Origin of the sequence: Streptomyces sp. H27-D2 (assembly GCF_035828615.1) — a bacterium.
GTDB lineage: Bacteria > Actinomycetota > Actinomycetes > Streptomycetales > Streptomycetaceae > Streptomyces.
In genome coordinates, this window is the sequence record NZ_JAYMZR010000080.1 from 20545 (window position 1) to 34707 (window position 14163).

General features: G+C 71.9%; 7 protein-coding genes and 1 pseudogene. 3 read left to right on the top strand and 5 right to left on the bottom strand.

Translation table 11 applies throughout. The annotated features are described in order from the left end of the window. Positions 1-226, bottom strand: a pseudogene (locus QMK28_RS25860) (hypothetical protein); the annotation flags it as partial. A gap of 331 nt (positions 227-557) precedes the next feature. Here QMK28_RS25860 and QMK28_RS25865 point away from each other — a divergent pair. Together QMK28_RS25865 and QMK28_RS25870 are read left to right on the top strand one after the other, a co-directional pair. Further along, a complete protein-coding gene (locus tag QMK28_RS25865) occupies positions 558-1064 on the top strand; it encodes a DUF6912 family protein (RefSeq protein WP_326441998.1) in 507 nt (168 codons plus the stop codon). A gap of 127 nt (positions 1065-1191) precedes the next feature. After that, positions 1192-1854: an HAD family hydrolase gene (locus tag QMK28_RS25870; protein ID WP_326442004.1), complete on the top strand. Its 663-nt coding sequence runs from the start codon at positions 1192-1194 to the stop codon at positions 1852-1854. A 107-nt stretch (positions 1855-1961) separates the two neighbouring features. Here the strand turns inward: QMK28_RS25870 and QMK28_RS25875 are convergent, their stop codons facing one another. After that, the gene (locus tag QMK28_RS25875; protein WP_326441999.1) at positions 1962-2528 is read right to left on the bottom strand and encodes a DJ-1/PfpI family protein; all 567 of its coding nucleotides are present in this window, start codon (positions 2526-2528) and stop codon (positions 1962-1964) included. Positions 2529-2980: 452 nt separating this feature from the next. Here QMK28_RS25875 and QMK28_RS25880 point away from each other — a divergent pair, with 452 nt between their 5' ends. After that, positions 2981-7981, top strand: a complete 5001-nt coding sequence (locus tag QMK28_RS25880) for an NAD-glutamate dehydrogenase (protein ID WP_326442000.1) — start codon at positions 2981-2983, stop codon at positions 7979-7981. Positions 7982-8082: 101 nt separating this feature from the next. Here the strand turns inward: QMK28_RS25880 and QMK28_RS25885 are convergent, their stop codons facing one another. The 3 genes from QMK28_RS25885 to QMK28_RS25895 all read right to left on the bottom strand — a co-directional run bounded on the left by QMK28_RS25885 (position 8083) and on the right by QMK28_RS25895 (position 14044). Continuing rightward, positions 8083-10125: a glycosyltransferase family 2 protein gene (locus tag QMK28_RS25885; protein WP_326442001.1), complete on the bottom strand. Its 2043-nt coding sequence runs from the start codon at positions 10123-10125 to the stop codon at positions 8083-8085. Positions 10126-10397: 272 nt separating this feature from the next. After that, the gene (locus QMK28_RS25890; RefSeq protein WP_326442002.1) at positions 10398-11870 is read right to left on the bottom strand and encodes a bifunctional cytidylyltransferase/SDR family oxidoreductase; all 1473 of its coding nucleotides are present in this window, start codon (positions 11868-11870) and stop codon (positions 10398-10400) included. A gap of 8 nt (positions 11871-11878) precedes the next feature. After that, a complete protein-coding gene (locus tag QMK28_RS25895) occupies positions 11879-14044 on the bottom strand; it encodes a glycosyltransferase family 2 protein (RefSeq protein ID WP_326442003.1) in 2166 nt (721 codons plus the stop codon). Between the last annotated feature and the right edge of the window lie 119 nt (positions 14045-14163).

Genomic DNA, 14163 nt, shown 5'->3' on the forward strand with positions numbered 1-14163 from the left:
GCATCCAGTGGACGGGCTTCTGGCCGCTCAGGGTCAGCAGCAGGCGGTCGGCGAACCAGTAGCGCGGCAGCCGTTCGCGCGCCTGCCGCCGGGCCGCGGCCGCCGCGTGCGCCGTCCCCGTACCGCTGCTGGGACGCCGGGAGTCGCGCCGCTGCGGCGGGCGGCTCCTGGCCGACGCGGTCGCGAGCGCTGCGGCCCTGGTGGCCGAAATCCTGTCGATGCCCATGCTGATTGCCCCCGCTGTGCCGGGCCCGGTGCGAATACCGGGCGGTAACTCTGCTCAGGGATCTTTTACCGAGGGCGCCGAGGCGGCGACAAGGTGAGCGGTACGGGCCCCGGGACCCCGGCTGGGTTCCCCTATCAGGGGGCGCCGGCGGCGTGGCGGGACGGGCCGCCGGGGGGTGTGCCGGGTGCCGTACGGGCGGTGCCGGGCCCGGCCGGAGGCGTTGTGTGCGGCACCAAGGGTTCCGCCGGGCCATGAGTACTCCGAAGGGGTACGCGCGGCCTATGCTGGCCGGGCACCGAGCCGTAAGGCATTCACGAGGAAAGCGGCAGCCATGCGCGTCTACGTCCCCCTGACCCTTCCCGGTCTCGCAGAGGCGCACAAGGCGGGCGAACTGGGCCCCGGCCCGCTGGACGCCTTCGCCGTGACCCCCGCGCTGCGTGAGTGGTATGTCTCCGATGACATCGAAGAGCTGGAGTACGCGGCTCTGAACCGGGCCGGACAGGCCTCGCTGCGGCTGCTCGCCGCCGATCCCGGGACGGCCCGCCGCCGGGTCGTCGTCGCCCTGGACGTGCCGGACGGCGACGCCGTCTCCGACCCGGACCGCGGCCTGGACAGCGCGGCGCTCGGCGCGGTACGGATCGCGGGCGCGGTGCCGTTCGCCAAGGCCGCCGCGGTGCACGCGGACGCCGACGACGCCGAGCCGGATGTGCGGGCGGCGGCCGACGCGCTGGGCGCGGCCGACCAGGGCGACGACGACGCGCAGTTCACGGTGGACGGTGCGGAGGACCACGAGCTGCTGTGGTTCGCGGTGCAGGAAGTCCCCAACCTGATCGCCTGAGCCTCTGAGCCGGACCGGACCGGACCGGACCGGACCGGACCGACCGGCCGAAGCGTGCGCCTGGCTCCGCTGGGCCCGATGGCTGGTTGTCAGTGCGGATGGGTACCTTTTCGCCATGGGGTCTGTCATGGGGAAGCACGCGGCGCACATCGTCTGGGACTGGAACGGCACGCTCTTTCACGACATCGACGCGGTCATCGAGGCGACGAACGCCTCGTTCGCCGAGATCGGTCTCGCGCCGATCACTCTGGAGCGGTACCGGGACCTGTACTGCGTGCCCATCCCGCTCTTCTACCAGCGGCTGATGGGCCGGCTGCCCACCGACAGCGAGTGGCTGGTCATGGACGAGGCCTTCCACCGGCACTACTGGGCGCTGGCCGGCGGCTCAGGGCTGGCGCTCGACGCCAAGCGGCTGCTCGCCGAGCGGCAGTCGGCCGGGCTGACCCAGTCGCTCTGCTCACTGGCGCCGCACGAGAACCTGATACCGATCGTGCGCACGCACGACATCGAGCATCACTTCATCCGGGTGGACGGCCGAATAGGGCCCTCGCACACCGGCAAGGCCGAGCACATGGTGCGGCACCTCGCCGCGCTCGACGGCGTCCCCGCGCACCGCATCGTGGTGATCGGTGACGCGCTGGACGACGCGGTGGCCGCGGCGCACGTCGGAGCCCGAGCCGTGCTCTACACCGGCGGCTCGCACAGCCGCGGCAGCCTCGCGGCGGCCGGGGTGCCGGTGGTCGACAGCCTCGCCGAGGCGGTCGAGACGGCCGAGCGGCTGGTGGGCTGACGACCTCCGCCAGTCGACCAGCGGATCACAGTCGCCTTCGCGCGCAGCGCCGGCTCACGACGTCCGCCGGCTCACGACGTCCGCCAGTCGACCAGCGGACCTATGAGCTACGTCACCGGCGCCTTCGCCCGCAGCACCGTCAGGAACTCCCGCATCCAGGCCGAGTGGTCCGGCCAGGCGCGGGCCGAGACCAGCGTGCCGTCGACCACCACCTCGGTGTCCTGGAACGAGGCCCCCGCGGCCTGTACGTCCAGCTCCAGCGCCGGGTACGCGGTGACCCGCCGCCCGCTGAGCCCTCCGATGGCGGCCGTGAGCAGCGGGCCGTGGCAGATCTGGGCGACCGGCTTGTCCGCGTCGAAGAAGGCCTTGAGCAGCTTGCGCAGCTCGGGGTCGTTGCGCAGGTACTCCGGGGCCCGGCCGCCGGGGATGACCAGCGCGACGTAGGCGCCCGGCTCGACGTCGGAGAACGCCAGGTCGGCGGGCCAGCTGTAGCCGGGCTTCTCGGTGTAGGTGTCGAAGCCCTCCTCGAAGTCGTGCACCACGAAGCGCAGCCGCTTGGCCGTCGGGGCCGCGATGTGCACCTCGTAGCCCTCCTCGCGCAGCCGCTGGTAGGGGTAGAGCACCTCCAGCGACTCCGCCGCGTCGCCCGTCACGATCAGGATCTTCGCTGCCATCCCCGCCACCGTCCTCCGCCTCGCACCCGTGTCCGACCGGTCCAGCCCACCACGGTGCTCCGATCCGGCTGCCTTGCCAAGGGCCCGGGCCCGCGTGTCGCTGTCCAGAACGTCAAACTTCCACCCCTGGTTTTGTACAGAAGCGGACCATGACGGTCACCGGGGGGAGAGCGATAGCCTTAGGCCGTGATCAGCGCGATATCCCGCAGGGGCGATGAGGCCCCCGCCAAGCGCCCGGCGCACCACGGTGCCCGGGCTGCCGCTGATTCTCTTTGCCGGGCGTCCGTGCCGATATTGGCCAAGAACAGCCCGGCCTTCCCTCCTCGCGGCATAACGTCGACCACGACCGGATACCCCGCGTCGCGACGTCGTGCCCCGGGATCTGGGGGTTCGCCCCCCAGCCATCACCATTACCGACGTCACGCAACGGCGCGCGACAGGAGCCAGAGGACATGCAGACCAAGCTGGACGAAGCCAAGGCCGAGCTGCTCGCAAGGGCCGCCCGAGTCGCTGAGAACAGTCCCGCCGGGGGTCAACCGGCCGGGCTCAATTGGTCGAAGGGGAGCCTGTCGCCAGCGGCTCTCACTGCGTACCTCCAGCGCTACTACCTGCACACGGCACCCGAGGACCTGAACGACCGCGACCCGGTCGACGTCTTCGGCGCGGCCCTTTCGCACTTCCGGCTGGCCGAGTCGCGGCCGCAGGGCACCGCGAACGTCCGGGTGCACACCCCGACGGTGGAGGAGAACGGCTGGCAGTGCAGCCACTCCCTGGTCGAGATCGTCACCGACGACATGCCGTTCCTGGTCGACTCGGTCACCAACGAGCTGTCCCGGCAGGGCCGCGGCATCCACGTCGTGATCCACCCGCAGGTCGTGGTCCGCCGTGACCTCACCGGCAAGCTGCTGGAAGTGCTCGGCTCCGGCTGTGACGAGCATGGTGCCGCGACTGGCACCGACGCCGCCTCCGAGCTGCCGCACGACGCGCTCACCGAGTCGTGGATCCACGTCGAGATGGACCGCGAGACCGACCGCGCCGACCTCAAGCAGATCACCGCGGATCTGCTCCGGGTGCTGTCCGACGTCCGGGAGACCGTCGAGGACTGGGAGAAGATGCGCGACAGCGCGCTGCGCATCGCCGACGAGCTGCCCGCCGAGCCGGCCGCCGACGACCTGCGCGACCAGGAGATCGAGGAGGCCCGCGAGCTGCTCCGCTGGCTCGCCGCCGACCACTTCACCTTCCTGGGCTACCGCGAGTACGTGCTGACCTCCGCGGCCACCGAGAGCGGCGAGGAGGACGTGCTCGCCGCCGTCCCCGGCACCGGCCTCGGCATCCTGCGCTCCGACCCCTCGCACCGTGAGGGGGACGAGGGCCACCCCGTCTCGCCGTCCTTCCACCGGCTGCCGGCCGACGCCCGGGCCAAGGCCCGCGAGCACAAGCTGCTGGTGCTGACGAAGGCGAACAGCCGCTCCACCGTGCACCGCCCCTCGTACCTCGACTACGTCGGCGTGAAGAAGTTCGACACCGAGGGCAACGTCGTCGGCGAGCGCCGGTTCCTGGGCCTGTTCTCCTCCGCCGCGTACACCGAGTCCGTACGCCGGGTCCCGGTCATCCGCCGCAAGGTCGCCGAGGTGCTGTCCGGCGCCGGGTTCACCCCGGCCAGCCACGACGGCCGCGACCTGCTGCAGATCCTGGAGACCTACCCCCGCGACGAGCTGTTCCAGACCCCGGTCGACCAGCTCCGCTCCATCGCGACCAGCGTCCTGTACCTCCAGGAACGCCGCCGGCTGCGGCTCTACCTGCGCCAGGACGAGTACGGCCGCTACTACTCCGCGCTCGTCTACCTGCCGCGCGACCGCTACACCACCAGCGTGCGGCTGCGGCTGATCGACATTCTCAAGGAGGAGCTCGGCGGCACCAGCGTCGACTTCACCGCCTGGAACACCGAGTCGGTGCTCTCCCGGCTGCACTTCGTCGTCCGGGTGCCGTCCGGCGCGACCCTGCCGGACCTCACCGACGCCGACGCCGACCGTATCGAGGCGCGGCTCGTCGAGGCCGCCCGCTCCTGGGCCGACGGCTTCGGCGAGGCGCTCGTCGCCGAGTGCGGCGAAGAGCGCGCGGCCGAGCTGTCGCGCCGCTACGCCAACGCCTTCCCCGAGGGCTACAAGGCCGACCACACCCCGCGCAGCGCCGTCGCCGACCTCCAGCACCTGGAGCAGCTCAGCGCCGCCGGGCAGGGCGGTGACTTCGCGCTCAGCCTGTACGAGCCGGTCGGCGCGGCCCCCGAGGAGCGCCGCTTCAAGATCTACCGCACCGGCGAGCAGGTCTCGCTGTCCGCCGTGCTGCCGGTGCTCACCCGGCTCGGCGTCGAGGTGGTGGACGAGCGCCCGTACGAGCTGCGCCGCGCCGACCGCAGCCACGCCTGGATCTACGACTTCGGGCTGCGGATGCCCGAGCGGGTCGAGGGCGACGACTCCCGTGAGCGTTTCCAGGAGGCCTTCTCCGCGGTCTGGACCGGTCAGGCGGAGAGCGACGGCTTCAACGCGCTGGTGCTGGGCGCCGGGCTCAACTGGCGGCAGGCGATGGTGCTGCGCGCCTACGCGAAGTATCTGCGGCAGGCCGGGGCGACGTTCAGCCAGACGTACATGGAGGACACCCTCCGAACCAATGTGCACACCACCCGGCTGCTGGTGAACCTCTTCGAGGCCCGGATGTCCCCGGGGCACCGGAAGGCCGGCACCGAGCTGACCGACGGGCTGCTGGAGGAGCTGGACGGCGCCCTCGACCAGGTCGCGAGCCTGGACGAGGACCGCATCCTGCGGTCCTTCCTCACCGTCATCAAGGCGACCCTGCGGACCAACCACTACCAGCGCGGCGACAAGTCGGGCCGGCCGCACAGCTACCTCTCGCTCAAGCTGGACCCGCAGGCCATCCCGGAACTGCCCGCGCCCCGCCCGGCCTACGAGATCTGGGTCTACTCGCCCCGCGTCGAGGGCGTGCACCTGCGCTTCGGCAAGGTCGCGCGCGGCGGTCTGCGCTGGTCGGACCGGCGGGAGGACTTCCGCACCGAGATCCTCGGCCTGGTCAAGGCGCAGATGGTGAAGAACACCGTGATCGTGCCGGTCGGCGCGAAGGGCGGCTTCGTCGGCAAGCGGCTGCCCGACCCGGCGCTCGACCGGGACGCGTGGCTGGCCGAGGGCATCGCCTGCTACAAGACCTTCATCTCAGGGCTGCTCGACATCACCGACAACCTGGTCGCCGGCGAGCTGGTGCACCCGCAGGACGTGGTGCGCCACGACGAGGACGACACCTACCTCGTCGTCGCCGCAGACAAGGGCACCGCGACCTTCTCCGACATCGCCAACGAGGTCGCGGTCAGCTACGGCTACTGGCTCGGCGACGCCTTCGCCTCCGGCGGCTCGGCCGGCTACGACCACAAGGGCATGGGCATCACTGCCCGCGGCGCCTGGGAGTCCGTCAAGCGGCACTTCCGCGAGCTGGGGCACGACTGCCAGACCGAGGACTTCACCACGGTCGGCGTCGGCGACATGTCCGGCGACGTGTTCGGCAACGGCATGCTGCTCAGCGAGCACACCCGGGTCGTCGCGGCCTTCGACCACCGGCACATCTTCATCGACCCGAAGCCGGACGCGGCCGCCTCGTACGCCGAGCGCCGCCGGATCTTCGAGCTGCCCCGCTCCTCGTGGGCCGACTACAACAAGGACCTGCTCTCGCCGGGCGGCGGCATCCACCCGCGCTCGGCCAAGTCCATCACGGTCAACGCGCAGGTCCGGGCGGCGCTGGGGATCAAGAGCGGCGTAGCCAAGCTGACCCCCGCCGAGCTGATGAAGGCGATCCTGCAGGCCCCGGTGGACCTGCTGTGGAACGGCGGCATCGGCACCTACGTCAAGGCGTCCACCGAGACGCACGCGGACGTCGGCGACAAGGCCAATGACGCGATCCGGGTGGACGGCGCCGACCTGCGGGTCAAGATCGTCGGCGAGGGCGGCAACCTGGGCCTGACCCAGCTCGGCCGCGTCGAGTTCTCGCTCAGCGGCGGTCCGGACAACGCGGGCGGCCGGATCAACAACGACGCGATCGACAACAGCGCGGGCGTGGACACCTCCGACCACGAGGTGAACATCAAGATCCTGCTCAACGCGGTCGTCTCGGACGGCGACATGACCGTCAAGCAGCGCGACAAGCTGCTCGCCGCGATGACCGACGAGGTCGGCGCGCTGGTGCTGCGCAACAACTACGCGCAGAACACCGCCCTGTCGAACGCCGTCGCCCAGGCCCCCAGCCTGCTGCACGCCCACTCGCGCTACATCCGCCGGATGGTCCGCGACGGTCGCCTCGACCGGCAGATCGAGTACCTGCCCACCGACCGGCAGGTCCGCGAGCGGCTCTCCACCGGCCGCGGCCTGGTCCAGCCCGAGCTGGCCGTGCTGCTCGCCTATACGAAGATCACGGTCGCCGACGAGCTGATCGCCACCGACCTGCCCGACGACCCGTACCTCCAGCGGCTGCTGCACGCCTACTTCCCCAAGCCGCTGCGCGAGCGCTTCGCCGAGCAGATCGACGCGCACGCGCTGCGCCGCGAGATCGTCACGACGGTGCTGGTCAACGACACCGTCAACACGGCCGGCACCACCTTCCTGCACCGGATGCGCGAAGAGACCGGGGCCTCGATCGAGGAGGTCGTACGGGCGCAGACCGCGGCCCGTGAGATCTTCGGGCTCAGCACCGTCTGGGACGAGGTCGAGGCGCTGGACAACGTGGTCGCGGCCGACGCCCAGACCCGGGTCAGGCTGCACTCGCGGCGGCTGGTCGAGCGGGGTACCCGCTGGCTGCTGAACAACCGGCCGCAGCCGCTGCAACTGGCCGAGACCATCGAGTTCTTCCGGGACCGGGTCCGTTCGGTGTGGTCCGAGATGCCCAAGCTGCTCAGGGGATCGGACCTGGAGTGGTACCAGGGAATCCACGAGGAGCTGACCGGCGTCGGGGTGCCGAGCGAGCTGGCGCTGCGCGTCGCGGGCTTCTCCTCGGCCTTCCCCGCGCTCGACATCGTGGCCATCGCGGACCGGACCGGCAAGGAGCCGCTGGCCGTCGCCGAGATCTACTACGACCTCGCCGACCGGCTGCGGATCAGCCAGCTGATGGACCGCATCATCGAACTGCCGCGCGCCGACCGGTGGCAGTCGATGGCCCGCGCCTCGATCCGCGAGGACCTCTTCGCGGCGCACGCGGCGCTGACCTCCGACATCCTGACGGCGGGCAACGGCGAGTCGACGCCCGAGCAGCGGTTCAAGGGGTGGGAGCAGAAGAACGCGGCGATCCTGAGCCGGGCGCGCTCGACGCTGGAGGAGATCCAGAGTTCGGACTCGTTCGACTTGGCGAACCTGTCGGTCGCCATGCGGACGATGCGGACGCTGTTGCGTACGCACCAGTAGGCGCGGCGCGCCTACGGCGGCGCTGTCCTCAAGCGCCTGGGGGCACCTCCCGGCCGAAGGCTGGGGGAGGCTGAATTCAGTCGGTCCGGCGCTTGAGTTGCTCAGTGCGCCCGAAGGCGGCGCAGCAGTGGCCGGGCCAGCGGGCCGAGCAGCGGCCGGAGGCGGGCGCGCAGCGGGCTGTCTGTCGGAGTGGACGCCCAGCGGCGCAGCCTGGAGTGGGCTCGGAGCCGGCGCGTGTAGTCCGGGCGGTCCGGCCGGTACCAGCGGGCGTCCGGGTGCCGTTCGGGCGGCGGTACGGGGACGCTGTGCCGCAGCCCGTCGCCGAGTCCGTCCAGGACCAGGCTCAGCCGCCACCGCCGCTTCGGCAGCCGGTGCAGCGCGAGCAGCGCGGTGAACTCGCTGGAGAGCGCGTCGGGCTCGTAGCGCACCGGCAGGTCGTGGGCCGTGCCCGAGCGGTCCTCGGCGCGCAGCAGCAGCGCCCCGGCGGGCAGCGACGCGGCGTGCAGACGCCCGGTGACGGTCAGCGTGCCCCGCTCGGCCGGGTGCCAGTCGGTGCGGGTGATCCGGCAGGGGGCGTCGAGGCGGTGGTAGACCTCCCCGACGTCGAGGCTGAAGTCGCCTTCCGGGCGGGTGAAGTACGGGGTGACGACGGTGCCGCGCTCGGGGCCCGTCCGTACGATCCGGCGCGGCTTGCTGGTGTCGACGCCGTCGGCCCGGCGCCGGCCGAACCGGACGGTGCGGCTGACGCCCTGGGCGCGTACGTCGAGCGAGAGGTCCCAGATGCCGCGCTCCAGCGGGCCGCCGTCCGCCGCGGTGGCGAGGTCGAGGTCGACCGTGAAGCCGTGCTCGGCCAGGGCGGTGACCGGGACCCGGATCTTGGTGCCCTCGCCGCGTCTGTGCAGGATCACCGCGGTGCGGGCTTCGGGAGCGGCGGGAGCGGCCGGGGTGTCGGGGGCCGCCGGGTCTTCAGCGGTGTCGACGTGCTCGATGTACGCGTGCCCGGCGAGCCGCAGCACGCTGCCCGACCAGGCGGCCTCGTCGAGGTGGTGGTGGACCGGCAGCCGGTCGGTGACGTCGAAGCACACGTCGGGGACGGCGACCTCGGGGCTGCGGAAGTACGGGTGGAGCCAGTAGACGCGGCCTCCCTCGACCCGGTGGCCGCGCTTGGCGTCCGCCTTGGCCTCGCGTACGACGGTCAGCAGCTCGTCGAAGCGGTCGGTGCGCAGCAGGTGGATCATCAGGCGCTCGGGCGCGTTGAGGAGGGTGAACAGCTCGTCGCCGCAGTGCGCGTCGGCCCACTCCTTGAACGCGGGGAAGAAGCGCTCGCGGGCGTCCGTCTCGTCCTCGCGGACCAGCGCGCGCAGGGCCCCGCACAGCTCCCACTGGATGTGCCGCCGCATCAGCTTGTCGCGCCGGGGGCCGGGTTCGACGTACCGGGCGACGGTTTCGAACATCAGCCGCATGGACTCCATCCGGTCGACGAGGCCGGCGCCGGTGAGGGTCAGATTGCTCCGGTCGTCGCGGTAGCAGATGTGGTAGCAGTCGTAGTCGGCGACGACGGAGATGCCGTCGGCGTTGATGTACGCGGCGGCGGTGAACGGCTTGTCCTCGCCGTTGCGGCAGGGCGGGAAGCGCAGGTTCAGCCGCTCGATCAGGGAGCGCCGGAAGAGCTTCCACGGCCCCAGCGTCGAGTAGGCGTGTGAGCTGAAGACGTCGGTGCGGGGCTGGTTGGCCTGGAAGACGGCGCGCGGGACGCCGCGCTTGTCGGGCGAGGCCAGCTTGCCGAGGACCACATCGGTGTGGTTCTCGTCGGCCATCGCGACCATCCGGCGCAGCGCGTCGGGGCCGAGGTAGTCGTCGGCGTCGAGAAAGAAGACGTAGTCGCCGCGGGCGACGTCCAGGCCCGTGTTGCGCGGGCCGCCCGCGCCGCCGCTGTTCTCCTGACGGATCACGCGCAGCGCGCGGCAGCCGGCCGCGAGGCGGTCGAGTTCGGCGGCGGTGCCGTCCGTCGAACCGTCGTCCACGGCGATGATCTCCAGCTTGGCGAGGCCGAGGGTCTGTTCCATCGCGGAGGTGACGGAGCGGGTCAGCTCCGGCATGGCGTTGTAAGCGGCGATGATCACGCTGACGCGGGGGCAGGACATGGCGGGCTCCGGATGCCGTGTGGATACGTGTACAGGGCTTGTTCTCCCCGGCTCGGTGCCGGGGAGCTGCGAGGAGGCGGGCGCTCGGGGGAGCGGTGAACGGTGGGCCGGGGCGATGGCCGGCCGGACCGCGGCCGGACGGCGGGCCGCGCGATACGCTCCCGCCGGCGCCGGGCGGTGGCCGTACCGCCCGGCGCCGGGTCGCACCCAGTGCGGGATCAGGGCCCGGCGCCGGGGCAGGCTCCAGCGCCGGGTCAGGCCCCAGTGCCGGATCAGGCCGCATCGTGGACCGCCATCCGCTCCATCGCCGCCGCAGAGAAGTCCCGCTCGTTGGTCGGGTCCTGCCGGCGTACGTCGATGACGTGCCCGGTGAGCGAGGACAGCAGGACGTCGATCGAGCAGCGCGCGACGGACTCCGAGGTGAGCAGCGTGTCGGCCGGCTCCTCGCCGAAGGCCCGGCTGCGCATCGGCGTGCCGGTGCGCTCCGGGTTGACGCAGTTGACGCGTACCTCGTCCTCGGCCCACTCGTCGGCCAGCGCCTGGGTGAGGTTGACGGTCGCGGCCTTGGCGGAGGAGTAGAGGCTGTACTGCGCCCGGCCCCGGGTGTAGCTGCTGGAGGTGTAGAGCAGCAGCTGGCCCCTGGTCTCGGCGAGGTAGCGGTACGAGGAGCGGGCGATCTGCACCGGGGCCAGGTAGTTGACGAGGGTCGCCTGCTGGATGGTCTCCGGGTCGGTCTCGGCCAGCTTGCCGATGCGCAGCACACCCGCGGTGTTGACGACGTAGTCGATGCGCCCGGCGCTCGCGTGGGCGCTGGCGAGGGCCTGTTCGACGTGCTCGGGGATCTCGACGTGGGTGCCGGTGCCGGAGCGGCTGTAGGAGAAGACTCTCGCGCCGTAGTCCTGGGCGACGGAGGCGATGTCGGCGCCGATGCCGTAGCTGGCGCCGAAGATGACCAGCACCTTGCCGGTCAGCAGCCGCCGGTAGGCCGCCTCGTCGGGATGCGAGGGGGCGGTCTGCGAGGCGAGCTGGAAGAGCTTGTCGGCGAGGAAGATGTCGACCGGCTGGGTCACCTTCATGTTGTGCTCGTCGCCGGCCACGACGTGGATCGGCACGTCCGGCAGGTAGCGCAGCACGACCGTGCAGTCGTCGGTGGCCTGGAAGAACGGGTCCTCGGCGGCGATCTCGTAGGCCCGGCGGATCACGGACAGCCTGAAGCCCTGCGGGGTCTGGCCGCGGCGCAGCCGGGAGCGGTCCGGGATGTCGGTGATGAACTCGCCGTCGTCGCCGTGCGTGCGGGTCACCACGATGGTGTCGGCGGACGGGATGGCCACGTCCACGGCGTCGTAGTTCTCCAGCGCCCGCACACAGTCGGCGACGATCCGCTGCGAGAGCAGCGGGCGCACCGCGTCGTGGAAGAGCACCTTGGGGTCCTCGCCCTCGGCCAGGTCCGCGCCGATGGTGGCGATGGCTATCTCGGTGGTCTCGTTGCGGGTGTGGCCGCCGGGCAGCACCTTGCGGACCTTGGACAGGCCGGAGGCGGCCACGATCTTCTCCACGTCGGGCACGAAGTCGGCGGTCATCAGCACCAGCACGTCGTCGACGTCCTCGGCGTCCTCGAAGATCCGCAGGGTGTGCTCGATGATCGTCTTTCCGGCGATCTTCAGGAGCTGCTTGGGCAGCGCGAGTCCGACTCGCTGCCCGGTCCCGCCGGCGAGGACGACGGCGGTGGTGCGCTGCGTGCTCATGGGTGCTCCTAGCGGTAGACGGACCACTGTCCGGTGGCGGGGTGCTGGTGCAGCAGGAGGCCGAGCGCGCCGGACCGGTCGCCGCGCTCGATGTGCAGCGCGGCGGGCTCGGCGCCGCAGGCCGCGGCGAGCGGACCGCGGGCGGTACGGAAGGTCAGCGCCGGGATGCCGGAGTCGGCCGGGGGCGCGATGGCCGCGTCGATCCGCAGCAGGACGGCTCCCGCCCGCTCCAGCCGTACGGTGACGGGCACCGGGCCGCTCAGCGGGGCGATGGTCAGCGGGATCTCGACGCTGAGGTCCCCGTCCGCCGCCGCCTTCCCGTCCCCTCCGGTCAGCACGATCCGCGAGACGTCGCGCACCGCCCGGTTCAGCGGGTCGAAGGACCCGTCGACGGACAGGCTCAGATTCGCGTGCGGCTTGGTCCAGTAGGGGTTGATGAACGACGGGTCGCCGGGACCTCCTCCTTCAGCGGCATCCCTTCGTTCAGCGGCACCCCCTCCTTCAGCGGCACCGGCTCCCGCACCGGCTTGTTCACCAGTTCCCCGGCCCGCGAAGAACGCGGGCATCCGCTGCCGGTCCACGCCGCTGCCGCGCAGCGCGCCGAGCCTGCGCCCGCTCGTCCAGCCGCAGCAGTCCAGCCGGACGAACGCGTCCCAGACGCCGTGCAGCGCCCGGCCCTGGTCGGCGGAACCGGGGGCGACGGTGAACTCGCTCTCGAAGCGCACGCCGTACAGCTGCGCGCCCCCGGCCGCGCCGGGCTCGTCCTCGACCTCGTCCGCGAGCGCGACCGAGGCGCGCAGGCCCCGCCCCTGAAGCCGTCCCGACAGCCGCCCCAGCAGCGAGGAACGGCGGTCGGCCCCCGCTCCGTTCGAGCCTCCGGCCGACGTGTCGGCGGCCGGGAAGTCCACGACGCGCTGGGTGGTCGGCACGAAGATCTCGGTGGCCTCCTCGCGGTGCCGCAGCAGCCCGGTGACCTTGCCGCGCGGCACCTCGTCGGTGAAGTCGGCGGCCTCGGCGACGCCGGGGGCGGCGGCCACCGCGGGCGGCAGCTGCCAGCGGTAGCGGCCGTCGGCGCGGGAGAAGAGGACGGGGGCGCCGGGCCCGTGCGGGGAGGGGCGTACGAGCTGGGTGCTGATCCGTACGGCCAGTTCGCCGCCGCGCCATTCGAGTCCGTCGAGCCGCGGCTCGTGGGTGGTGCCGGACTCGAAGGCCGCGTACTCCTCCAGCAGCGCCCGGTCGCCGTGCCGGACCAGCGCGGAGGCGACCCGCTGCCTGGCGGGGAGCTTGGCGTCCACGCCGGGCGGCACCAGGTCGGCGACGAGCGAGCGGACGGCCTCGAAGAGCTCTGTTCGGTAGCCGGCGGGCCGGGCGAGGTATTTCTCGCCCTGGAGCCGTTCCAGGGCTTTGCTCGCGTACCAGTGCGAGATGAACTTGTCCCGCAGCGGGCCGGGTTCGAGGTGCTCGTCGATGATCCCGATGAGCTTCCGGACGCTGCTGATGTACGCGGCGGGGTCGATGCGCTGGAAGGAGATGTTGTGCTTGCCGTCGTCGTGCCGCACCCAGTGGTAGCAGGTGTAGTCGTGGACGGTGGCGACCTTCTCGGCGAGGAGGTAGGCGCGCAGCATGAACAGGTGGTCCTCCAGCCGCACCTTCCCCTCGGGGAAGCGCAGGTCGTGCGCCAGGAGGAAGTCCCGCCGGAACAGCTTGTGCACGGTCATCGTGGACAGCAGGACGGTGTTCCTGCGGACGTTGCCCGCCGCCATCGGGGTGTTGTAGAGCACCCGGGCCACCGCGCGGCCGTGCCCGGCCATCCGGCCGCAGACGATCTCGGCGCCGGTCCCGACCGCTCGCTCGTACAGCCGCTCCAGGGCCTCGGGCGCGAGCCAGTCGTCGTCGTCCACGAACTGGATGTACGCGCCGCGGGCCGCGTCGATGCCGACGTTGCGCGGCTTGCCGGGCCAGCCGGAGTTCTCGATCCGGATCACCCGGACGTTCTCGTCGGCGGCGGTCTCGGACGCGAGGAGGGAGGGGGTGTCGTCGGTCGAGCCGTCGTCGACGTAGATGACCTCGAACTCCTGCCGGGGGAGGGACTGGGCGCGGAAGGAGGCCAGCCCGTCCAGCACGGTCTTGCCCGTGTTGTGGATCGGGACGACGACGCTGACCTTGATGCTCATCCGGTTCTCCCTGGCGGTGGTGTTCGGGGCGGCGGGACCTGCGCGGTCAGGGCAGCGCCGCGGGGGCGCCGGTTCCGGGCCCGGTCGGTTCGGTGGGGGCGGCGGGGGCAGCGGGGGTG